The organism is Streptomyces sp. NPDC045846 (assembly GCF_056431605.1).
The window spans coordinates 186,988-209,196 of the sequence record NZ_JBWKKJ010000004.1; the positions used below are offsets into that span (position 1 = coordinate 186,988).

Sequence of the window (22,209 nt, forward strand, 5' to 3'; positions counted from 1 at the left end):
CTTCGTGAGATGTCCCGCTCACACCATGATCACCGGGCGTTCTCCGGACCGCTCGCGAGGGTCCATCTGCCCGGGCCGGTCCGTTGTACGCGACTTGTGGGCGGGGTCACAGCGGGGGCCGCGACCGGGCCCGCGGCGGGCGCGGGCCGGGGCCCGCGCCAACTCGCCCGGAACCAGGCCTACTTGAGGTGGCGCAGCCCCAGCGGACCGGAGAGCTCCTCGACCATGACGCGGCCCGCCTCCTCCGCCAGGGCGTCCTCCGTCAGGTCCTCGTCGGTGTCGAGGCCGTCCAGCGCTTCGAGCGGCTGGTTGAGGCGGACGTGGGCGACGAGCGACTGGAGCGCGCGCAGCGCCGCGGAGGCCGTCGAGCCCCAGTTGGAGAAGTACGAGAACTGCCACCACCACAGGGCCTCGGTGGTGCGGCCCGCGCGGTAGTGGGCCAGGCCGTGGCGCAGGTCGGTGACCACGTCGGCGAGGTCGTCGGAGATCCGGCACGGCACCGGCGCCTTGCGCGGCTCGTACGGGTCGAAGACCTCGGAGTACACGTCGATGGGTTCGAGCAGCCGGGCGAACCGCTCGCGCAGCTCGTCGACGTCCGCCTCCGGGCCGAGGTCCGGCTCGTAGCGCTCGTCGGGGACGATGTCCTCGTGCGCCCCGAGGCGGCCGCCGGCCAGCAGGAGCTGGGAGACCTCCAGGAGGAGGAACGGCACCGCGCTGTCGGGCTCGTCGCCCTTGGCCACTTCCGTGACCGCGACGATGAAGGACTCGACCTGGTCGGCGATCTGGACCGCGAAGGAGTCCGGGTCCTGGGTGGTCGCGTGCAGCGTTGCGTCAGACATCGAGTCGACCTTCCTCGTACCCCTGCCGGGCGTACTCCTGCTGGGCGTCATACATCGAGCAGCCGCCTTCCTTCGAAGGCCCGGCCCAGGGTGACCTCGTCGGCGTACTCGAGGTCGCCGCCCACCGGCAGGCCGCTGGCGAGCCGGGTGACCTTGAGGCCCATGGGCTTGATCATGCGGGCGAGGTACGTCGCCGTGGCCTCGCCCTCCAGGTTCGGGTCGGTGGCCAGGATCAGCTCGGTGACCGTCCCGTCCGCGAGGCGGGCGAGCAGCTCGCGGATGCGCAGATCGTCCGGGCCGACGCCCTCGATCGGGCTGATGGCCCCGCCGAGCACGTGGTAGCGGCCGCGGAACTCGCGGGTCCGCTCGATGGCCACCACGTCCTTGGGCTCCTCCACGACGCAGATGACGCTCTGGTCGCGGCGCGGGTCGCGGCAGATGGCACACCGCTCCTCCTGCGCCACGTTGCCGCACACCGCGCAGAACCGGACCTTGTCCTTCACCTCGAGGAGGGCGTGCGCGAGGCGGCGCACGTCGGTCGGCTCGGCCTGGAGGATGTGGAAGGCGATCCGCTGCGCGCTCTTGGGACCGACGCCGGGCAGCCTGCCCAGCTCGTCGATGAGGTCCTGAACCACGCCTTCGTACAACGGAACGCCTCTCGTGGGTTGCTCTGGTGCCTACGGTAGTTGGTGTGCGTCCGCCCCAGTAGGGCAGGCGCACGGCCGGGCCCCGAAGGCCGGGCGTACGCCCGGTGTCGGGGACCTAGAACGGCAGGCCCGGCATGCCGCCGAGGCCCTGCGCCAGCGGGCCCAGCTTCTGCTGCTGGAGCTGCTGGGCGTTCTCGTTGGCGGCCTGCACGGCCGCGACGATCAGGTCCGCGAGAGTCTCGGTGTCCTCCGGGTCGACCGCCTTCGGGTCGATGGCGAGGGCACGCAGCTCGCCCGAGCCGGTCACGGTCGCCTTGACGAGACCGCCGCCGGCCTGGCCTTCGACCTCGGTCGCCGCCAGCTCCTCCTGGGCGAGGGCGAGATCCTGCTGCATCTTCTGGGCCTGCTGGAGAAGCTGCTGCATGTTGGGCTGGCCACCACCAGGGATCACGTTTCACTCCGGGTTTCGGTAGAACGGTTCACAAGGACGGCCGGACCGCGCCGTCCCTTTCGGCACTCCGAGCCTACGTGGTCGACAGGCGCCCTGCTCCGCAACTCTTTCGAGTGACGCCGTGCGTGTTCCTATACCTGATCAAGGGCCACTTCCGGGGGGAAATACCTGGATATCGCCCCCTGGGCCCTCCATTCGGCGGTAGGAATGGCGGTCGGGCGCATCACTACGCGTCAATACGCGCACGCGCACCTCCGGTGTCGCCGGGCGTGACGTCATTTACTACGTCCTGTAGACGTCCAGTACGTCAGGCACACAGCCAGGTGCCCTTACGTCACTCGACGTCACAGAGGGTCACAGCAAGCGCGGAGGGAGCGGCCGGGTGAGCCAGCCGGACATGCAGCCCGAGGGGCCCCCGGGCCCGGCCCGGCGGGACGAGGGCGCACAGACGGGCGATCTGACCGGGAGGCCGTTCCCGCTCGGCGACTGGGGCGAGCCGGCCGAGCGCCTCTACGAGCTCTACCGCTGGGTCGAGAACGACGCCCTGCGCATCGCGGACTGGTACCTCGCCGACCGGCTCTGGAAGCGCCGCGGCGCCCGCGCCCTGCGCTGCGGCACGGCCTCCGGCGCGATCGCGGGCGCCGTCCTGCCGCTGCTCGATCTGACGGGCGCCCTGAAGGGGGCGGCGGGCTGGGGCTATCTGTGCCTGCTGCTCGGCGCGGCCTGCATGGCCTGCGACCGCTACTTCGGGCTCACCTCGGGCTGGATGCGGGACGTGGCCACCGCGCAGGCCGTGCAGCGCAGGCTCCAGGCCCTCCAGTTCGACTGGGCCTCGGAGAGCGTGCGGGAGGTGCTCGGGCCGACCGAGGGCACCGCGAGCGAGGCGGCCGAGCGCTGTCTGTCGGTGCTGCGCCGGTTCACCGAGGACGTGACGGAGCTGGTGCGCTCGGAGACGGCGGACTGGATGGTGGAGTTCCGCTCGGGGCCCGCGCCGCTCGTCATGCAGACGCTGAGCGCGGCGGCCCCGCGCACCGACGGGGCCCCCGGACCCGGCCGCCTCCCGCTGCCCCCGGCCACCCGGCCGAACATGCCGCGCCAGCGTCCGCCGGAGGGACCGCGGTAGGGACGGGGCCGGGGGCGGGCGCCCTCAGCTGAAGATGATCATCGAGCCCTGGGCGAGGCTGCGGGTCGCCGCCGCGTGCAGCCCGAGCCACACGTGCCGCTCGCGCGCGAAGGGGCTCTCGTCGTACGGGATGGGTCCCGCGGGCTCCTCGAGCGAGGTGGGCCGGTCCGGCGGGGCGGGGGCAGTCGGCGGGTTGGCCGGATCTATCCCGATCGCGGGCGCCACGAACTCCAGCTCCCGCAGCAGCCCCTGCGCCGAGCCGAGCGGGCCGCCGCCCGCGAGCAGCTCCTCGTTGGAGAGCGGGACCGTGAAGTCGACCGGCACATAGGCCCCGGCGTGGTCGTAGTGCCACACCAGGTGCGACTGCTGGGCGGTCGGCTCGAACATCTCCAGGAGCTGCTCGTAGTCGCCGCCGAGTTCGTCGACGGGCGTCACCGCGAGGCCGCACAGCTGGAGCAGGTAGGCGCGGCGCAGGAAGTGCAGCGCGTCGTAGTCGAACCCCGCCACGGGGGCCACGTCACCGGAGAGGCCCGGCATGTACGCGAAGACCGGTACGGGCGGGAGCCCGGCGTCGCCGAGCGCCTTGTCGTACGAGGCGATCTCCTCCGCGAACGGATTGTCGGGGCTGTGGCACAGCACATCGACGAGGGGGACCAGCCACAGGTCACAGGCCAAGACGGGCTCGCTCTCAACTCGTTTCATGCGATGGTCGGGACAGCGTAGTGCGCTGGGCACGCCGCGCGAAGAGTGCCCGTCAACTCCCGGTGCGGGGTGACCGGATCCCCCCGCGCCCCGGTCGGGAGGGTTTACCCACGAGACCGTCCGTTACTCGGACCCGGCGACGGCCCGCCGGCCGGAAGGCCGCGGGACCTCAGCGCAGGCGCGAGACGTCCCAGATCCACACCCCGCCGACCTTCGCGCCCTCGCGGCCCACGAGCCGGGTCACCGCCTCGTACAACTGGGGCGCCTGCGGCTGGGGTTCCAGGACCAGGACGCCCGCCCGCCAGTACGCGAAGTCCGCCCGGGCCCGGTTCTGCCAGTCCGTGCCGATGTCCGGCAGGGGCTTGCCGGAGCGGATGTCGTTGAACAGGTTCGACGTCCAGCGCGGGGAGGCGCCGTAGATGCCGATGCGGTCCGGGCCCCAGGGGCCGTTGAAGTAGCCGCCCGGGACGGGGAATCCGAGGCCGGTCGCCGACTGCCAGTGCAGCGCCTCGGCCGAGCCGGGGTCGGGCAGCGGCACCGGGACGAGCGACTCCCCCGGCTTCACGTACTTCTTCCACAGGCCCGCGGAGATGAACTCGGGTATCTCCGGGCGGGCGTGGGTCGGGTACGACGTCGGCACGATCGGGAGCAGGGCCAGCGCGATGGCGGCGAAGCCGAACGCCCGGGTCGCCCGCGTCCGGCTGAGCGCGAGCCGTCCGGCGGCCAGCGCGATCAGCGCGCCGAGCACCGGCGCGCAGATGATCGCGACCCGGCCCTCGATCACCGACTCGAAGAGCGGCTGGTGGGCCAGCACCTTCCAGGGGCCGGGGAGGACCACGTCGGTGTACGGGACGCGGATCTTCTGCCCGAGCGAGAGGAGCGCCGCCGCCGCGCCCGTGAACGCCAGCGCCTTGACCAGGGGCCGCCGCCACAGCCGGATGACGAGCGCGCAGGCCAGCGCCACCAGCGGCCAGCCGTAGAACGCGTTCTGCTCGGTGCGGTTGAGGGCCAGCTTGTCGGCGGTCGCCTCGTCGCCGAACAGCGAGCGGCCGGAGAACTCGATCAGCGCCAGCGGCGAGTTGCCCGCGTCGTCGCCGTGCAGGACGCTGTGGTAGCTCTGCGCCCCGGCGAACTGCCGGTAGAGCGGATACGCGACGAGGACCAGGCAGACCCCGAGCGCGTACCCGAGTCCGGTGGCCAGCGGGCGGATCGCCGCGCGGGCCGTGTCGCGCCGGGCCAGGGCGTAGGAGAGGGCGAACAGGGCCATGCCCACCGAGGCGAGCAGCAGCACCTCCTCGCCGAGGAAGATCTGGTACGTCGTGAACAGGCCCAGGACCACGCCGTCGCGGCGCACGTTCCGGCCCTCGCACAGGCGCAGCGCGCGGTCGATGATCAGCGGGATCATGAACAGGACGCAGAAGTTCGGGTGGGCGGTGCCGTGCGAGACCACCGGCGGCGCGAAGGCCGCGAGCGCCCCGCCGAGCCCGGCCGCCCACCGGTTCTCGGTGACCCGGCGCGCGAAGAGCCAGTACCAGGCGTACGCGGTCGCGGACATCCCCAGGGTGAGGACGAGCGCCCAGGTGACGGTCGGCCCGAAGGCGAGGGTGACCGGCGCGAGCGGCACGGACAGGCCCAGCATCGGAGTGTTGCCCATGAGGTTCACGCCGTCGGGGAAGTTCTGGACGGTCGTGAACAGCGGGTCGCGCAGATGGGCCACGTTGTCGGCGGTGACCGCGAAGAACCACTCCCACTGGTTCTGGTCCTGCATCGAGTCGCTGAGGTAGCTCCGCCCGAGGTCGCCCCACAGGTTCTTGTAGAGCAGCACCGAGGACAGCAGGTAGAGGGCGCCGAGCACGAGGTCGGCGCGGCGTATCGCCCGCGCCTTGAGGCGGGCCAGCTCCCACAGCACCTTGCCGTAGTCCGCCGCCCCCACCTTCGAGCCCTCCTGGTGCGACCAGCGCACCGGCACCTCGGCGACCGCCCAGCCCCTGCGGCGGAAGAACTGGAGGATCTCCACGTCGATGCCCCAGCCGTCCAGGCGGGCGTCGGCGAACGCGGCGCGCGCCTTGTCGCCGTCGAACAGCTTGAAGCCGCACTGGGTGTCGCGGATGCCGGGCACGGCGACGGCCCGGATCAGCCGGTTGCCCATCCGGCCGAGCACCTCGCGCAGCCGGCTCTGGTGGACCTCGATGTTCGCCTCGGGGTGGGCGCGCGAGCCGATCGCGGCGGCCGTCTCGCCCTCGGTCATCGCCTTGGCGAGGTGGTCCAACTCCTCGATGGGGGTGGCCAGATCGGCGTCCGTGATCAGGACGCGGCGGCCGTAGGAGGCGAGCACCCCGAGCCGCAGGGCGTGCCCCTTGCCGCGGTTGGACTCGCTGACCACCACGTTGATGCGGGGGTCGACGGCGGCGGCCTCGCGGGCCACCCGCACCGTCTCGTCGGCCGATCCGTCGTCGACGACGATCAGCTCCCAGGAGCAGCTGTCGCCGAGGTGGCCGCGGATCGCCTCCAGGGTGGGCGCGAGGCGCTGCTCCTCGTTGTACGCGGGGACCACCACGCTCAGTTCGACCTGTCCGGCCGGGTCTGTGATCACCGAGGCAGCCGCTCCGCCCACATCAGGGATTCGTCGTTGTACGCGGCGATCAGGGCCCGCGCCGCCTCGAAGTCGCCCAGGGCGAGCGCGGAGACCACCTCGTCGTGCCCGGTCCAGAGCCAGTCGCTGAGCTCGCCGTGGCCGCGCAGGTAGGGCACCGCGAAGACCCAGCTCTGCATGCGCAGGCGGTGCAGGAACTCGGAGATGTAGGAGTTCCCGGCGAGCGCGCACAACTCCCGCCAGAACCGCAGGTCGTAGCCGACCAGGATGTTCAGGTCGCCGCCGCGGGCGGCCCGCGCGGCCTCCTCGCCGCGCCGTCGCACCGACACCAGGGCCGGTCCGTACGCTTCGAGCGAGCCGGGGACCGCGGCCCGCCGGAATATCCCGTCGACCACCAGGGCCCGCGCCTCGACGATGCCCTTGTAGTCCTCGACGGAGAACACCCGCACTCTGAAGCCCCGGTGCTGGTCGGAGTCGAGCAGGCCCTGGGCGCAGAGGTCGACGAGCGCCTCGCGGACGGGGGTGGCGGAGACGCCGTACTGCTCGGCTATCTGCTTGACCGTGAACTCCTCGCCGGGCTGCATACGCCCCGCGAGCACCTCGTCACGCAGTGCGTCCGCGATCTGTTGTCGAAGGGTGCTGCGGGTGACCGCTCCGCTAGCGGGCATGACTCGCTCCCCTCCTCCGGCTTCGGGCCACCCTATGGGGTGCCCGGAAACCGGACAAAGGAGAGCGGGTATTTACCCCCGGATCAGGGGCGTGTCACACGGTGTGTCCGTCGGCCGCGGTGAGCGCCTCGTCGAGCGCCGCGAGGCCTTCCTTGGCCTCGGCCTCGGTGATGTTGCAGGGCGGCACGACGTGGGTGCGGTTCATGTTGATGAAGGGCCAGAGCCCGTTCTTCTTGCAGGCCGCGCCGAACGCCGCCATCGGCGCCGCGTCCGCGCCGGTCGCGTTGTACGGCACGAGCGGCTCGCGCGTCTCCTTGCTGCGCACGAGCTCCAGGGCCCAGAACACGCCCATGCCGCGCACCTCGCCGACCGAGGGGTGCCGCTCGGCGATCTCGCGCAGGCCCGGCTCCAGCACGCTCGCGCCGATGCGCGCGGCCTGCTCGACGATGCCCTCCTCCTCCATCACGTTGATGGTGGCGACGGCCGCGGCGCAGGCCAGCGGGTGCCCGGAGTAGGTGAGCCCGCCGGGGAAGGGCCGGTGCTCGAAGGTCTCGGCGATCTTCTGGCTGATGGCGACGCCGCCGAGCGGCACATAGCCGGAGTTGACGCCCTTGGCGAAGGTCAGCAGGTCCGGCACGACGTCGAAGTGCTCGCAGGCGAACCACTTGCCGGTCCGGCCGAACCCGGCCATGACCTCGTCCAGGACGAGAACGATCCCGTACCTGTCGCACAGCTCGCGCACCCCGGGCAGGTAGCCGGGCGGCGGCGTCATGATGCCCGCGGTGCCCGGCACCGACTCCAGGATGATCGCGGCGATGGTCGCGGGGCCCTCGAAGGCGATGGTCTCCTCAAGGTGCTTCAGGGCCCGCTCGCACTCCTCCGCCTCGGTGGTGGCGTGGAAGGGCGAGCGGTACAGGAACGGCGCCCAGAACCGGGTGACACCGGCCGCGCCGCTGTCCGACGCCCAGCGGCGCGGGTCGCCGGTGACGTTGATCGCCGTGTGCGTGCCGCCGTGGTACGAGCGGTACGCGCTCACCACCTTGGGGCGCCCGGTGTGCAGCCGGGCCATGCGGATCGCGTTCTCGACCGCCTCCGCGCCCCCGTTGGTGAAGAAGATCTTGTCGAGGTCGCCGGGGGTGCGCTCGGCGATCAGCCGGGCCGCCTCCGAGCGGGCCTCCACGGCGAACGCGGGCGCGAAGGTCGTCATCGTCGCGGCCTGCTCCTGGATCGCGGCGACGACCTTCGGGTGCTGGTACCCGATGTTGGTGAAGACGAGCCCGCTGGTGAAGTCGAGGTAGCGGTTGCCGTCGTAGTCCCAGAAGTAGGACCCCTCCGCGCCGGCCACGGCGAGCGGGTCGATCAATCCCTGGGCGGACCAGGAGTGGAACACGTGCGCACGGTCGGCGGCCTTCACTGCCGCGCCGGCCTGGGGATCGGGAGTGCCTTGAGGGGTCATGCCCCCAGGGTAAGGACGCCCAGGTGGGAACGGCCATGGCCATCCTGTCCACCGAGACCGGCCCGGCTCGGCAAGGTGTCGGGTGCGGCGCCCCGCTATCCGGCCGACCCGCCGCCGGGCGCCGCCCGCGCGCTCACCAGACCCGACTCGTAGGCCGCGATGACCGCTTGGGCGCGGTCGCGGACGGCGAGCTTGTCGAAGATGCTGGTGATGTAGTTCTTGACCGTGGACACACTGATGTCCAGACCCCGGGCGATCTCGCCGTTGTCGAGGCCGGTCGCCATCAGCCGCCACACCTCGACCTCGCGGGGCGTGAGCTCGCCGAGGCCCGTGGGGGCGGGGCGCGCCTCCCGCGGCGGCGTGACGTACGTGGAGATCAGCCGGGTCAGCAGGCGCGGCGCGACGACGGCCTCGCCCGCGTGCACGGTGCGGATCGCCGCGCTCAGGTCCTCCGGCGAGCTGTCCTTCGGCAGGAACCCGCAGGCCCCGGCGCGCAGGGCGCCCACCACGTACTCGTCCAGGTCGAAGGTGCTCAGCGCGAGCACCCGGCAGCCGGGCACGGCGGCGGTGAGCTCCCCGGTCGCGGCGACCCCGTCGAGGACGGGCATCCGGATGTCCATCACCACCACGTCGGGCCGCAGGTCGCGGGCCAGCGCGACGGCCCGCGCCCCGTTCTCGGCCTCGCCCACCACCTCGAAGGACGGGTCGGGGGAGAGGATCAGCGACAGGCCGCGCCGCACCAGCGGCTGGTCGTCCGCGATCAGCACCCTGATCGGGGCCCCGGTCATCGGCGTACCCCTTCCTCGGCCGCGGCGTCCGCCTCGGCCGTGTTCAGCGGCAGGTCGGCCACCACCGCGAACCCGCCGTCGGCCCGCGGCCCGGCGGTCAGGGTGCCCCCGTGCAGGGCGACCCGCTCGCGCATGCCGATGAGGCCGTACCCGCCGGAGCCCGCCGACTCCTGCGGCGCCGCCCTGCCGTCGTCCAACACGGCTATGAGAACACCGTCCTGACGGTAGGTCAGCCGCACGGTGGCCCGGGCGGGCCCCGCGTGCTTGCGGGCGTTGGTGAGGGCCTCCTGGGCGATCCGGAACACCGTGAGCCCGACGGTGGGCGGCAGCGGGCGCGGCGTCCCGAGCACGGTCAACTCCGTTGGCAGTCCGGCCAGTTGGGACTCGTCCACCAGGCGTTCGAGGTCGTCGGCGCCGGGCTGGGGCTGCGCGGAGGCGGCCTCGGGCTCGTCCCCGGCCCGCAGCACGTCGAGGAGCTGGCGCATCTCGCTCAGCGCGAGCCGTCCGGAGGCCTCCAGGGTGACCAGCGCGTCCCGGGCCACCTCCGGCCGGGCGAGGTTGGCCCGGGCTCCGCCGGACATCAGCTGCATGGTGGTGATGTGGTGCGCCACGATGTCGTGCAACTCCCGTGCGATGCGGCGGCGTTCGTCGGCCACCGCGCGGTCGGCCAGGAGCCTGCGGTTGGCCGCCACCTCGCGCTGCCAGCGTCCGACCACCAGGGCCGCGCCCACCACGATCAGCGGCGAGAGGACCGCGGACACGGTGTGCTGCCAGGGCGGGACCCGGCCGCCGTTCTGGCTGGCCAGCGTCACCGCGGCCGTCGCGAGGGTCGCCGGCACCGTCACCCGGACCCGACCGAGCCCGGCGACCGAGTACAGGGCGACCATCAGGACGGCGCCGAAGTGGGCGGACAGCGGCAGCGTCAGGGAGGCCGCCGCGTCCAGGGCGAGGGCCGCGGCGAGCGCGGCCACCGGGCGGGTGCGCCGGGCGAGCAGCGGCACGGCGGCCAGCGCGACCAGGAGGAACCCGGGCGCGCTCACCGCGCGCTGACCGCCCGGGTCGTTCACGAACACGTAGCTGAGCAGATTGATCGCGCAGGCCCCACCGGCCACGAGGGCGTCGTTGCGGGTCCAGGGCGGATCGGTGCCGTCCAGGCGCGACAGCACTGTGCCGCGCCACGACTCCCGCACGCCGCCCGGCCTCCCGGGCGCTCCCGCACCGGACCCGACGGCCACCGTCGCACCACCGGACCCCGCGTCGTCCCGACTTCCGCTCATGCCCGCCCTCTGTGTCCGGTCCGTCGGCCTCCCCCGCACCAGCCTGTCACGTCACCGGTGGCGACCGCGCCGACGGCGGGACGGGATCGCGACCAGGACCAGGGTCCTGGTCACGGGCCCGGCGGGGACCCAGGGCCCCGGTGCGGATCATCCGCTGCCAGGACGCCGACCCGCCCCCGCGGCTGATGGTCTGGAGAACGTCCGGGGGAGCCCCCGGCAGCACCGGGCGAAGCGGCCGCGAACCCCGGCCCACCCGCACGCAACACTCCAGCCCGTCCCCCGGAGGACACCGTGATCCGCGCCCTGACCAGATGCTCCACCCGCCATCCCTGGAAGGTGATCGCCCTCTGGGCCGTGCTGGGCTTCGCCCTGATCGCCCTGGCCCCGACCCTGTTCGCCCGCGTCACCCAGAACCAGACCGGCAACTTCCTGCCCCGCAGCTACGACTCGGCGGCGGCCCTGCACATAGCGGAGGAGCGGTTCGGGGTGGACCCCGACGCCACCACCGTGACCGTCCTGGTCGCCCGGGCGGACGGCAAGGCGCTGGGCGCCGCCGACCACGAGCGCGTCGCGGCGGAGGCGGCGAAGCTGGGCGGGCGGCGGGTCGTCATGCCCGTCAAGGGCGGCGAGCCGAAGTTCCTGATCCCGGACCGCTCCCAGACGCCGCGGGTCGCCCCGGCGATGACCGCGCCCGACCGTAGCTTCGAGCTGCTCTCCGTCGAGCTGACCGGAAGCGCATCGGACACCGGCGTCCAGGGCGTCTACCGGGCCTTCCGGGACGCCGCCCGCACGCAGTTCTCCGAGGCGGGGATGCGGACGGGCTTCACGGGCGCGCTCGCCGACACCGTGGACGCCGCCGATGCCAACGAGACCGCCACGACGATCGGGGGCGCCCTCGTCACGGGGCTCATCGTCCTGCTCAACGTGCTGGTGTTCCGCAGTGTGCTCGCGGCCGTGCTGCCCCTGCTCGCGGTGGCCGTGATCGGCGGCGCGGCGTCGGGGGCGGTCGCGGGCGCGGCGGCGCTCACCGGGCTCAAGCTCGACGCGAGCACCCCGAGCCTGATCAACGTGGTGCTGCTCGGCATCGGCATCGACTACCTGCTGTTCCTCCTGTTCCGCTTCCGCGAGCACCTGCGGGCCCGGCCCGAGCAGCCCGCGCGCGAGGCGGCCGCGGAGGTCTGCGCCCGGGTGGGCACCGCGATCACGTCGGCGGCGCTGACCATCGTGGCCGCGTTCGCGACGCTGGGCGTGGCGACCTTCGGGCAGTTCCGCTCGCTGGGCCCCGCCATCGCGGTCGCGGTCCTGGTGATGCTGCTCGGCAGTCTCACCCTGATGCCCGCGCTGCTCGCGGCCGCCGGACGCAAGATGTTCTGGCCCTCCCGGGCCCTGCGCCGCGCGCCGCGCGGGGGCAGTGCCGCCCGGCTGGGCGCGCTGGTGACCCGGCGGCCCGTGGCCATGCTCTGCGCCTGCGCCGCCCTGCTCGCCGCACTGGCCGCCGGGCTGATCGGCATCCGCATGGACTACGGCCGGGGCGATGCCGGTGCCACCACCCCCGCCGCCGCCACCGCGGCCGAGATCTCACGCGCGCTGCCCGCCGGTGTGTCGGACCCGACCAGCGTGTTCGTCACCGCCGACGACGGCGGCGCCCTGACCACCGCCCGGCTCGACGGCCTCGCGCATGCGCTCGGCCGGGTCCAGGGCATCGGCCAGGTCGCGCCGACCGTCCTGAGCAAGGACCACCGCGCCGCCCGCATCGACCTCTACCCGACGGCCGACCCGCACAGCGAAGAGGCCCGCGACCTGGCGTCCGGGCCGGTCCGGGACGCGGTCGCCCGGCACACGCCCGCCGGAACGACGGCGCACGTGGGCGGCACCCCGGCGATCATCGCCGACATCGCGACCGCCGTCGACCACGACCTCAGGATCGTGTTCCCGGTCGCGGCCGCGCTGATCGCGCTGATCCTGCTGCTGCTCCTGCGCAGCCTGCTCGCGCCGGTCGTCCTCATGATCTCGGTGGGCCTCGGCTTCGTCGCCACCCTCGGCGCCGCCACCCTGCTCTTCCAGCACACCCTGGGCAGGCCGGGCGTCAGCTTCACGCTCCCGCTGGTGCTGTTCCTGTTCGTCGTGGCGCTCGGCACCGACTACAACATCCTGATCTCCGACCGGATCCGGGAGGAGATGCGGCGCCCGGGCCCGGCCCGCGCCGCCGTGGCCCGCACGGTGCGGCACACCGCCCCGGCCATCGCGACGGCCGGTCTGGTGCTCGCGGCGTCCTTCGCCAGTCTCGCCACGAGCCCGGGCAGCGAGCAGGTCGCCTTCGCGATGGCGCTCGGCATCATGCTCTCCGCGCTGGTCCTGTCGCTGGTCCTCGTCCCCGCTCTGGCCGCCCTCCTGGGCCGGTCCCTGTGGTGGCCGGTCCGCCCGCGCCCCGCCGCGGACAGCCACCCGCACCCCGCCCCCGAGCCCGACCGGGCCACCGCGTACTGAACCCACGGGGCGACCCCGCGTCCGCGGGCCGGGAGGCGGCACTATCCTCGGCCCGTTGGGGCGGTGTGAGCGGGGAGGCGCGTCCGACATGGGCATGGGCGGCACACAGCGGCTGGAACCGGGCGATCCGGAACGAATAGGCAGCTACCGGCTGTTGGCCCGGCTCGGGTCCGGCGGGATGGGACAGGTCTACCTCGCCCGCTCGGACCGGGGCCGCACGGTGGCGGTCAAGCTGGTCCGCCCCGACCTCGCCGAACAGGACGAGTTCCGGGGCCGGTTCCGCCAGGAGGTCGTCGCCGCGCGCAGGGTCGGCGGCCGGTGGACGGCGCCGGTGCTCGACGCGGACACCGAGGCGCCGGTGCCGTGGGTCGCGACCGGTTACGTGGCGGGCCCCTCGCTCCAGTCCGTGGTGACGGGCCCGCACGGCCCCCTGCCGGAACGTTCCGCGGCCGCCCTGGCGCGCGGACTCACCCTCGCCCTCAAGGACATCCACGCGGCCGGGCTCGTCCACCGCGATCTCAAGCCCTCCAACGTCCTGATCACCATCGACGGCCCCCGCGTGATCGACTTCGGGATCGCCCGCGCCCTGGAGGCGGGCACCGAAGCGGGCCTGACGCGGACCGGCGCGCTGGTCGGCTCGCCGGGTTTCATGGCACCGGAGCAGGTGCGCGGCGACCGGGTCACCCCGGCCTGCGACGTGTTCTGCCTCGGCTCGGTCCTGGCGTACGCGGCGAGCGGCAGGCTGCCGTTCGGGGAGGCGGGGAGCGGGGTGCACGCGCTGATGTTCCGCATCGCGCAGGAGCCGCCGGACCTCGAAGGCGTCCCCGAGTCCCTCCAGGAGCTGATAGGCGACTGCCTCCACAAGGATCCGGCGGCCCGCCCCGGTCTCGACCGCATCCTGGAACGCATCCCCGACGCCGCCCCCGACCCGTGGCTTCCCGCGCCCCTGGTGGCCCAACTGGGCAGCCACGCAGCCCAGTTGCTGGACATAGAGAACCCGCCGGACACCGCCGAGCCGCCCTCCGCCGCCCCCACGCGGACCGCCCCGGAACCGACCCCGGCCCCGTACCGCCCCGCGCCCCCGCCGTACGACCCGTACTACCCCTCCCCCGCGCCCGAGCCGCCGCCGCGCCGCAGCGCGAAGTCCACGGTGGCGCTGATCGCGGTGGCCCTGGTGGTGGCGGTCGGGGCGGGTGGCTCGGTGTACGCGTTCATGAGCAGCGGCGACCCGAGGAACGCCAAGGACGACACCGGACCCAGCACGGCGAGCACCGCCCCGAGCGGCACCAACTCACCTTCACCATCAGGCAGTTCGCATCCGGAGCCGACCCCTTCCACCAGCGGCGTACCGCAGCGGTACGTGGGTGCCTGGTCCGCCACCGTGCCCACCGGCACCGGCGGCGACCCCCGCCGTCTGGTGATCCGCGCAGGCCGGGTGGGCGAGCCCGTGCTCACCCTCACCGCCGACGGAAGCGGCTACCACTGCGTGTTCCAGGCCGAGTTGGCCGCCGCGCCCGCCTCGGGCGACGGTCCGGTCCGGATCGGGCCGTCCCGGGTCGGCCCCGGTTCGACCGGCGCCTGCAACCCGGGCAGGGCCAGCACCCTCAGCCTGCTGCCGGACGGCCGCCTGCACCGCCAGACCGACGGCACCGGCGAGTTCCTCGACTACACGAGAGCGAACGGCCAGTAGCCCCGCGCAGGGCGGGCGGTCCTCACTTCGCGCGGGGCCGCAGCAGCTCTCCGACGAGGGTGTCGACCAGCGCGCGCGGGACGGCGGAACCCGTCAGGGCGCAGTAGACGACCGGGCCGAGCAGCGCGTCCAGCGCGGCGTCGGGGCCGAGCACGGGCGCGATCTCGCCCGCCTCCGTCGCCCGGGTCAGCAGCTCGCGCTCCTGGGCGCGGCGCGGGCCGAGATAGCGCTGGTGGAAGCTCTTGGCCGTGGCCGGGTCGTGCTGGGCCTCGGCGAGGAGCGCGAGCAGGACCTTGCCCGCCGGGTCGCGGGTGAGGAACCGCGCGAAGCCGCGCAGATAGCCGCGGATGCTCGCCGCCGTGGCCTTCTCCGGTACGGGCAGGCTCTTGCCGCTGTCCTCGATGAGGGTGTCGAGCAGGATCTCGACCTTCGAGGGCCACCAGCGGTAGATCGTCTGCTTCGCGACGCCCGCACGGCGCGCGATGGCCTCGACGGTCAGCCCGCCGAAACCGTGCTCGACGAGCAGATCGTCCGCGGCGTGCAGCACGGCCAGGCGTGCGGCTTCGTCGCGCCGGGGGCCGGAGCGGGGTCTGGCGGCCGGCGATGGGCTGGTGGCGGGCATGCGCACCACAGTACCCGGGCAGGCGCGGCCCACGGTTGCCTAGACGCACCGTCCCGTCTAGACGAGACGCACCGTCTCGTCTAGATTCAAGGGCACGGACCCGGAAGACGACCACCGAGACGCCCACCGAGTCGAACGCCCAAGACAAACGCCAGAGACGAATGCCGAAGACGGCCCCCGAAGACAGCGACTCAAGGCGGCCGCCGGAGGCACCAAGAAGGAGCCCGCCATGTCCACCGCACCCCACCGCCAGGCCCTGGTCATCGGCGCCTCCCGGGGCCTGGGGCTCGTCCTCACCGACGAACTCGCCCGCCGCGGCTGGCACGTCATCGCCACCACCCGCCAGGACGGCAGCGAGCTGAAGAAGCGCGCCGACACCTGGAAGGACCGGCTGGAGATCGTCTCCCTGGAGATGACCAGCACCGAGCAACTGGCCACCCTGCGCCAGGCATTGGCGGACACCCGGCTCGACCTGCTCTTCGTCAACGCCGCCATCGACCGCGGCGACCTGCCCATCGACCAGGTCCCGACCGACATGTTCACCGAGGTCATGACCACCAACGCGCTGAGCCCGCTGCGCGCCCTGGAGGCCCTGCGCTCGCTCGTCGCACCCGGCGGCACCGTCGCCGTCATGTCCTCCGAGCAGGGCAGCATCTCGCGCAACACCGAGGAGGGGTACGAGCTCTACAAGGCGAGCAAGGCCGCGCTCAACCAGTTGATGCGCAGCTACGCCACCCGCCACGGCGACGACGGGCACACCAAGCTGCTCATCGACCCCGGCCACAACCGGACCCGGCTCGGCGGACCCGACGCCCCGCTCGACCCCGAGGAGAGCATCCCGGCCGTCGTCGACGTCCTCGAAGCGCAGGCGGGCGCCCCGGGGCTCCAGTTCCTCGACCGCCACGGCGAGACCGTCCCCTGGTAGCCCCCTCAGCGGAGCTGACGCACCACCGAGCACAGCAGCGGCGTGTGCACGAACCGGTCCGGCCCCGACGGCAGACACCACCACGACAGCGGCCAGGTCCGCCCGCCGATCGCCGGGACCGGAACGTAACTCACCTTTCCCGGGCCCGAGTTGAACGGCACGGCCACAGCGGGCCACGACCGGTGGGACGTGCTGCGCGGTGGCACCAGGAAGTACACCGACCGCCGCCCTGCGGCATCCGCGACGATCGGCCCCGGGTCGCCCCCGGTCAGCTCCTCCATCACGTCCGCCACGCACCGCCCGGCGTCCCCGTCGATCCGTACGGCGTCGAATTCCACGCCCGCCTTTCTGAGATGGAACCCGGAGAGCGGAATCCATTCGAGTTTTTCCTCGCCAGTTCGCGTATCCACAAGGACAGTTTCGTTCCGCGCCGCTAGCGTTTTCCATGGCCGCATAGGGACCGTCGGGCAGCCGTTGATCAGCCCCAACTCCCTTTGAGGCGAGTCGAATTCGGCGGGGCTGAGTAGAGACCGGTTGAGACCGGTTGAGTCGGAGCGTGATCGAACATGGCACGAGCGGAAAACAAGGAGACGGCGGGACCGACCGCCCAGATGGTGGCCAAACTGGCCCGCAAATTGCGTCTGCGGAAGGGGTGGACGCAGGAGAAGCTGGGCACCGAAATCGGCTTCTCCGCCGCGGCGGTCAGCGCGATGGAAACGCTGGCCCAGCCTGCCAGCGACCAGATGCTGGTGGAGTTGGAGCGGGTGCTCGGCGATGGCATGGAGATCTTCGAGGATGCCCGGACCCCGGTGCGGCTTGAGAAGTACCCGGAGCAGTTCAAGGGCTTCGCGCTCCTGGAACAGCAGGCGGTAGTTCTCCAGATGTACGAGACGCTGGTCATCAACGGGCTGTTCCAGACCGAGGCGTATGCACGCGCCCTGATCGGCGGAGGGTTTCCACCGCTCCCTGAGCAGCGGGTCGAGGAACTGGTACAGGCACGTATGGAACGCCAGGCCCTCTTCGACCGACAGCCGGTCGTGTCGATCGAGTTGATCCTGGAAGAGGCGGTGCTGCGAAGGGTGATCGGCAGCCCTCAGATCATGCGAGACCAGATGCGCCACCTAGCCGCATGCGCGCGGCGGCGCAACGTAACCCTCAATGTGCTGCCCCTGGACTGCGGCGCGGATGGCGAATACGCGGGAGACCGTGGTGGGATGACCCTGGTGGAGACCCCAGAGCATGACCACCTGGCGTTCTTCGAAGTCCAGGGCGAAGGGCTGCTGATCTCCGACCCTGCAAAGGTGAGTACGTACGCCCGGCGCTATGCGAAGATCCGGGCACAGGCCCTGGGCCCTCGCAAATCACTGGGCCTCATCGAGCAGTTGGCAGGAGAGCAGAGATGAGCAACACCCTCCAGTGGTTCAAGTCCAGCTACAGCGACAGCGGCGGCGGGCAGTGCATAGAGGTGGCCGTCGCCTGGCGCAAGTCCTCGTACAGCAACGCAAGCGGCGGCGAGTGCGTAGAAGTAGCCCTCCCCTGGCACAAGTCCTCGTACAGCAGTGACAGCGGCGGGGACTGCGTAGAGGTGGCCGCCTGCCCCCGAGCCGTCCACATACGGGACTCGAAGGTGAGTGACGGGCCCTCGCTGGCCGTCGATCCGGGCGCGTGGACGGCCTTCCTGAACTGGGAAGGTGCGGCGGCCGGTTGAGGCGGGGCCGGTCGGGAGGCCGGTCCGGTCGGAGTGGGCGCGGGCACCAGCGGGGCGAGCACACCGCTGGTGCTGCCGCATATCGCGGACGTATCGAAAACCGCATACGCCCCCGCAACCGCGCTCCGTCTCTCATGGGGGCATGAACCAGAACGCGTCCCCGTCGAAGCCGCTCCGCCGCGCGGGCGGCCTCGTGCTCCCGGTCCTGATGGTCGTCGCCCTGGCGGGCGTCCTCGTCGTGATGCGGCGGCCGCTCATGATGTCCGCTCCGCGCTGCGTGGCCGGGCGATGGCACGGCTGCTACGACACGTTCAACGGCGTGGTGCTCATGACGCTGGTCACGCTGCCGTTGGCCGCGCTGGTGGCGTGGGCTCTGGCGGTGCGTCGGCGGGCGGCGGGTGTCGCGGGGGCGGGGCGGCTTTCGCTGGCCGAGGTGGGCATGGTCCACGGGACGGTGCCGTTCGTCTGGCTGACCATGATCCCGGGGTCGGGGGCGGGCGTCGTACCGGGCCGGGTCAGCCTGGTGCCGCTGCGGGACCTGGTCACGATGGGGCCGCTGGGGATCGCGGGCAATCTGCTGGTCTTCGCGGCGCTGGGGTTCTTCGCCCCGGTGCGGTTCGCGGCGCTGGCGTCCGTGCCGAGGGTGCTGGCGCTCGGGGCGGGGTGCTCGACCCTGGTGGAGGTCGCGCAGTACGTGCTGCGGCTCGACCGGGTGTCGTCGGTGGACGACGTACTGGTCAACACCGTGGGCGCCGTACTGGCCGCGCTGGCGTCGCGCCGCTGGTGGCGTACCGCGGAGCAGGAGGGGCCTCAGGCGCCTCGTCCCGCTTCGGCGCCGGTGGGCTGAGGGACGTGTCCGGTGTGTACGCGTCTTCGCATACGTCGGCGATATGTCGGGGTGCCTAGGCTGCGGGCGTGCGCGTACTGATCGTGGAGGACGAGCCCTACCTGGCGGAAGCCGTCCGGGACGGGCTCCGCCTTGAGGCCGTCGCCGCCGACATCGCCGGCGACGGGGACTCGGCCCTGGAACTGCTCGGCACCCACTCCTACGACCTCGCGGTCCTCGACCGCGACATCCCGGGGCCCTCCGGCGACGAGGTCGCGCGGCGGATCGTGGCGTCCGGGAGCGGCATCCCGATCCTCATGCTGACCGCGGCCGACCGGATCGACGACAAGGCGTCCGGGTTCGAGCTCGGCGCCGACGACTACCTCACCAAACCGTTCGAGCTGCGGGAGCTCGTGCTGCGGCTGAGGGCGCTCGACCGCAGGCGCGGGCACGCCCGGCCGCCGGTGCGCGAGATCGCGGGGCTGCGCCTGGACCCGTTCCGCCGGGAGGTCTTCCGCGACGGACGCCATGTGGCGCTGACCCGGAAGCAGTTCGCGGTGCTCGACGTCCTGATGGCCGCCGAGGGCGGAGTGGTCAGCGCCGAGGAGCTCCTGGAGCGGGCCTGGGACGAGAACGCCGACCCCTTCACCAACGCCGTCCGCATCACGGTCTCCGCCCTGCGCAAGAGGCTCGGCGAACCCTGGGTGATCGCCACGGTGCCGGGGGTGGGCTACCGCATCGGCACCGCGGGACCCGGGGACCGTACGCATGCGTAGGCGCCCGGGGCTCAGCGCCCGCCTGAAACTCACCCTCAGCTACGCCGGGTTCCTCGCCGTGGCGGGGGCCCTGCTGCTGGCGGTGGTGTGGTGGTTCCTGCTGCGCTACGTACCCGACACCTCGAAGGGGCTGCTGGGGATCTCGCCCAACCGCCACGTCCTGCTGCGCGTCTTCGCGCCCGCCGCGGCCGTGGCGATGGCCTTCCTGCTGGTGTTCGGCCTCGTCGGCGGATGGGTTCTCGCGGGCCGGATGCTCGCACCGCTCACGCGGATCACGGGGGCGGCGCGGCTGGCCGGGAGCGGGTCGCTGTCCCACCGGATCCGCATGGAGGGCCGCCAGGACGAGTTCCGCGAACTCGCGGACGCCTTCGACGCGATGCTGGAACAGGTCGAGTCGCACGTGGCCGAGCAGCAGAGGTTCGCCGCGAACGCCTCCCACGAACTGCGCACCCCGCTGGCCATCTCGCAGACGCTGCTCGACGTCGCCCGCAAGGACCCGACACGGGACCGGGACGAAGTCCTGGCCCGCCTCCAGAGCGTCAACACGCGCGCGATCGGCCTGACCGAGGCGCTCCTGCTGCTCAGCCGCAGCGACCGCGGGACGTTCACGCGGGAGAGCGTCGACCTCTCGCTCGTCGCGGAAGAGGTCGCCGAAACCCTGCTCCCGCTCGCCGAACAGCGCCGGATCACGCTCGACGTCACCGGCACGGCGGCCCGGACCGGCGGCTCCGCGGAGCTCCTGCTGCGGATGGTGACGAACCTCGTCCAGAACGCCATCGTGCACAACCTGCCCGGCGGCGGCGCCGTGACGGTCCACACCGGGACGCGGGGCGGGGCGAGCGTGCTGCGGGTCGAGAACACCGGCCCGCCGCTCGCGCCGGAGCTGGTGCCCACCCTCACCGAGCCCTTCCAGCGCGGCGCGGAACGCGTACGCGGCGACGAGCACGCGGGCGTGGGCCTCGGCCTCGCCATCGTGCACAGCGTCGTCCGTGCCCACGCCGGAACCCTGGAGCTCGCCGCCCGCCCGGCGGGAGGCCTCCAGGTCACGGTCAGCCTGCCGGGCCTGCCGTAGGAAGCCGCCCACCAGGAGCCCGTGTTCGGGCTCCGTGACCGGGCCGCGTCATCGGGCTCCGTCATCGGGCTCCGTGACCGGGATCCGCCATCGGGTTCCGTCATCGGGCTCCGGAACCGGCCTCCGTCATCGGGCTCCGTCATCGGGCTCATAATCGAGCGATGCCGATCCTGACGTACCCCGAGGCGGAGACCCCGGCCCCGCTGCGCGCCCAGGTGCTCGCGCTCCAGGACGAGGCGTGGCCGCCGGACGTACCGAGCAGCGGGCTGAGCCACGACCCGGCGCTCGACCCGCTGTCGATGCTGCTCGTGGAGGACGGCGTGGTGCTGGCCGCGCTGGACATCCTGCGCAAGGACATCGAGCACGCGGGCCACCGGCTGCGCGCGGGCGGCCTCAGCACGGTGGTCACCCGCCGGTCGGCACGCGGCCGGGGCCACGGCCACCGCCTGGTGAGCGCGGCCCGGGAGGCGATGCCCGGGTACGGGATCGACCTGGGCCTGTTCACCTGCGACCGCCCGCTCGCCGGGTTCTACGAGGCAGCGGGCTGGCGCCGGTTGGCGGGGACCGTACTCGTGGGCGGCACCGCGGACGACCCCTTCCCGAGCGACGCCGCGGGCTTCGACAAGGTGACCCTGGCCGCCTTCTTCACCCCGAGGTCCCGCGCCGCGGAACCCACCCTGCGAGCCGCCCGCATCGCCCTGCACCCGGGCCCCATCGACAAACTCTGGTGACAAACCTGCGACGGAAGCGCGTTGCACCCGCGACACGCGTTCGATAGACATATATGTCGTCGCACGAGGCTCGTGGGGCGATTCGCGGAAACCGCGACGATCACGACAAGGACGATTACGGGGGTGTGTGCGTGAAGTTCGACATGGGGTCCACGACTCTGTCCGATCTGGGAAAGAGCACCGAGGGGTCGAGTGGTGATCTCGGTGCGCTGATCCGGCAGTTGATCGCGGCGGCCGATCCGCTGGAGGGGAAGTTCAACGGGGCCGGAAAGGTCGCGTTCGACTCGTTCAAGGCGCACGCGGACGAGATCACCAATGACCTGAACGGTTCGCTCCAGGACATTCTGGGCGGGCAGTCCGGGATGGACTCCGCGTTCGGCACCGGTGATCACGAGCAGGAGTCCAACGCGCACCAGAACATGTCGGCGGCCAATTTCGACGCGGCCCGCTTCGGCGGACGTCACTAACCGGGGGATCAGGATCATGGGTCAGAATCACGACCGGCTCAGCTACGACACGGGTGCCTCCACCGAGGTGCAGGGCGGTCTCGCCGGAATCGTCGGGAATCTGGAGCGCGTCCTCAACGACCGCGACCGCGCGGTGAAGGCCGCCATGGCCGAGTTCACCGCCGACGGCGTCTCCGACGAGTACCACGGCAAGGAACTGCGCTGGAACAAGGCCGCGAACGAGGTCCGCGAGATCATCCGCCTCGTGCGCGGCACGCTGGAACTCAACGACGGCACCGCGCAGTCGACGCTGTCGAAGGCGAAGTCCGCCGTCGACGCCATCGGCTGAGCACAGGTTCGGCAGCAACTCGGCGCTGATGCA

Annotated in this window: 23 protein-coding genes; 12 read left to right on the forward strand and 11 right to left on the reverse strand. The window is 72.5% G+C overall.

The features are described 5' to 3' along the window. Positions 1-179: 179 nt before the first annotated feature. The 3 genes from AC07F3_RS13080 to AC07F3_RS13090 form a co-directional block, all read right to left on the reverse strand. Entirely contained in the window at positions 180-839 is a 660-nt protein-coding gene (locus tag AC07F3_RS13080; protein WP_479113421.1) for a DUF5063 domain-containing protein, read from the reverse strand. 47 nt (positions 840-886) lie between these two features. Next, positions 887-1,486, reverse strand: coding sequence for a recombination mediator RecR (gene recR / locus AC07F3_RS13085; RefSeq protein WP_114039698.1), 600 nt, complete (start codon positions 1,484-1,486; stop codon positions 887-889). Positions 1,487-1,601: 115 nt separating this feature from the next. Beyond that, positions 1,602-1,937: a YbaB/EbfC family nucleoid-associated protein gene (locus tag AC07F3_RS13090; RefSeq protein ID WP_114039697.1), complete on the reverse strand. Its 336-nt coding sequence runs from the start codon at positions 1,935-1,937 to the stop codon at positions 1,602-1,604. Between the two features lie 382 nt (positions 1,938-2,319). Here AC07F3_RS13090 and AC07F3_RS13095 point away from each other — a divergent pair, with 382 nt between their 5' ends. After that, positions 2,320-3,060 carry an SLATT domain-containing protein gene (locus tag AC07F3_RS13095; protein ID WP_479113424.1) on the forward strand — a complete coding sequence of 247 codons (741 nt, stop codon included), beginning with the start codon at positions 2,320-2,322 and terminating at the stop codon, positions 3,058-3,060. 24 nt (positions 3,061-3,084) lie between these two features. Here the strand turns inward: AC07F3_RS13095 and AC07F3_RS13100 are convergent, their stop codons facing one another. From AC07F3_RS13100 to AC07F3_RS13125, 6 genes are all read right to left on the reverse strand, one after another. Further along, positions 3,085-3,735 carry a hypothetical protein gene (locus tag AC07F3_RS13100; RefSeq protein ID WP_469487389.1) on the reverse strand — a complete coding sequence of 217 codons (651 nt, stop codon included), beginning with the start codon at positions 3,733-3,735 and terminating at the stop codon, positions 3,085-3,087. Positions 3,736-3,931: 196 nt separating this feature from the next. Beyond that, positions 3,932-6,355, reverse strand: coding sequence for a dolichyl-phosphate beta-glucosyltransferase (locus AC07F3_RS13105; RefSeq protein ID WP_479113426.1), 2,424 nt, complete (start codon positions 6,353-6,355; stop codon positions 3,932-3,934). After that, positions 6,352-7,023: a GntR family transcriptional regulator gene (locus AC07F3_RS13110; RefSeq protein WP_479113428.1), complete on the reverse strand. Its 672-nt coding sequence runs from the start codon at positions 7,021-7,023 to the stop codon at positions 6,352-6,354. Before AC07F3_RS13110 ends, AC07F3_RS13105 begins: the two co-directional genes overlap by 4 nt. A 94-nt stretch (positions 7,024-7,117) precedes the next feature. Continuing rightward, positions 7,118-8,479, reverse strand: a complete 1,362-nt coding sequence (locus tag AC07F3_RS13115) for an aminotransferase class III-fold pyridoxal phosphate-dependent enzyme (RefSeq protein ID WP_479113430.1) — start codon at positions 8,477-8,479, stop codon at positions 7,118-7,120. A gap of 95 nt (positions 8,480-8,574) precedes the next feature. Beyond that, positions 8,575-9,267 carry a response regulator gene (locus AC07F3_RS13120; protein WP_479113432.1) on the reverse strand — a complete coding sequence of 231 codons (693 nt, stop codon included), beginning with the start codon at positions 9,265-9,267 and terminating at the stop codon, positions 8,575-8,577. Then, positions 9,264-10,544: a sensor histidine kinase gene (locus AC07F3_RS13125; protein WP_479113434.1), complete on the reverse strand. Its 1,281-nt coding sequence runs from the start codon at positions 10,542-10,544 to the stop codon at positions 9,264-9,266. Before AC07F3_RS13125 ends, AC07F3_RS13120 begins: the two co-directional genes overlap by 4 nt. A gap of 291 nt (positions 10,545-10,835) precedes the next feature. On the opposite strand from AC07F3_RS13125, the gene AC07F3_RS13130 reads away from it, so the two are divergent. After that, positions 10,836-13,031, forward strand: a complete 2,196-nt coding sequence (locus AC07F3_RS13130; protein ID WP_479113436.1) for an MMPL family transporter — start codon at positions 10,836-10,838, stop codon at positions 13,029-13,031. Between the two features lie 94 nt (positions 13,032-13,125). Further along, positions 13,126-14,721, forward strand: coding sequence for a serine/threonine-protein kinase (locus AC07F3_RS13135; protein ID WP_479113438.1), 1,596 nt, complete (start codon positions 13,126-13,128; stop codon positions 14,719-14,721). Positions 14,722-14,743: 22 nt separating this feature from the next. On the opposite strand, the gene AC07F3_RS13140 is transcribed toward AC07F3_RS13135, so the two are convergent. Next, a complete protein-coding gene (locus tag AC07F3_RS13140) occupies positions 14,744-15,343 on the reverse strand; it encodes a TetR/AcrR family transcriptional regulator (protein ID WP_479113439.1) in 600 nt (199 codons plus the stop codon). A gap of 229 nt (positions 15,344-15,572) precedes the next feature. Here AC07F3_RS13140 and AC07F3_RS13145 point away from each other — a divergent pair, with 229 nt between their 5' ends. Further along, positions 15,573-16,268 carry an SDR family NAD(P)-dependent oxidoreductase gene (locus tag AC07F3_RS13145; RefSeq protein WP_479113440.1) on the forward strand — a complete coding sequence of 232 codons (696 nt, stop codon included), beginning with the start codon at positions 15,573-15,575 and terminating at the stop codon, positions 16,266-16,268. Between the two features lie 5 nt (positions 16,269-16,273). On the opposite strand, the gene AC07F3_RS13150 is transcribed toward AC07F3_RS13145, so the two are convergent. Continuing rightward, positions 16,274-16,606, reverse strand: a complete 333-nt coding sequence (locus AC07F3_RS13150) for a hypothetical protein (protein WP_479113441.1) — start codon at positions 16,604-16,606, stop codon at positions 16,274-16,276. Positions 16,607-16,834: 228 nt separating this feature from the next. Between AC07F3_RS13150 and AC07F3_RS13155 the strand changes: the two genes are divergently transcribed. From AC07F3_RS13155 to AC07F3_RS13190, 8 genes are all read left to right on the forward strand, one after another. Then, the gene (locus AC07F3_RS13155) at positions 16,835-17,671 is read left to right on the forward strand and encodes a helix-turn-helix domain-containing protein (RefSeq protein WP_470950007.1); all 837 of its coding nucleotides are present in this window, start codon (positions 16,835-16,837) and stop codon (positions 17,669-17,671) included. After that, positions 17,668-17,976 carry a DUF397 domain-containing protein gene (locus AC07F3_RS13160; protein ID WP_479113443.1) on the forward strand — a complete coding sequence of 103 codons (309 nt, stop codon included), beginning with the start codon at positions 17,668-17,670 and terminating at the stop codon, positions 17,974-17,976. The genes AC07F3_RS13155 and AC07F3_RS13160 overlap by 4 nt, the downstream gene beginning before the upstream one ends. A 142-nt stretch (positions 17,977-18,118) precedes the next feature. Next, a complete protein-coding gene (locus AC07F3_RS13165; RefSeq protein ID WP_479113445.1) occupies positions 18,119-18,823 on the forward strand; it encodes a VanZ family protein in 705 nt (234 codons plus the stop codon). A 68-nt stretch (positions 18,824-18,891) separates the two neighbouring features. Further along, positions 18,892-19,578, forward strand: a complete 687-nt coding sequence (locus tag AC07F3_RS13170) for a response regulator transcription factor (protein WP_479113447.1) — start codon at positions 18,892-18,894, stop codon at positions 19,576-19,578. Continuing rightward, positions 19,571-20,650: a sensor histidine kinase gene (locus tag AC07F3_RS13175; protein ID WP_479113449.1), complete on the forward strand. Its 1,080-nt coding sequence runs from the start codon at positions 19,571-19,573 to the stop codon at positions 20,648-20,650. Before AC07F3_RS13170 ends, AC07F3_RS13175 begins: the two co-directional genes overlap by 8 nt. 161 nt (positions 20,651-20,811) lie before the next feature. Then, a complete protein-coding gene (locus AC07F3_RS13180; protein WP_479113451.1) occupies positions 20,812-21,381 on the forward strand; it encodes a GNAT family N-acetyltransferase in 570 nt (189 codons plus the stop codon). A gap of 131 nt (positions 21,382-21,512) precedes the next feature. Continuing rightward, positions 21,513-21,848 carry a hypothetical protein gene (locus AC07F3_RS13185; RefSeq protein WP_479113453.1) on the forward strand — a complete coding sequence of 112 codons (336 nt, stop codon included), beginning with the start codon at positions 21,513-21,515 and terminating at the stop codon, positions 21,846-21,848. A 16-nt stretch (positions 21,849-21,864) separates the two neighbouring features. Beyond that, entirely contained in the window at positions 21,865-22,176 is a 312-nt protein-coding gene (locus AC07F3_RS13190) for a pore-forming ESAT-6 family protein (protein WP_479113455.1), read from the forward strand. The last annotated feature ends 33 nt before the right edge of the window (positions 22,177-22,209 follow it).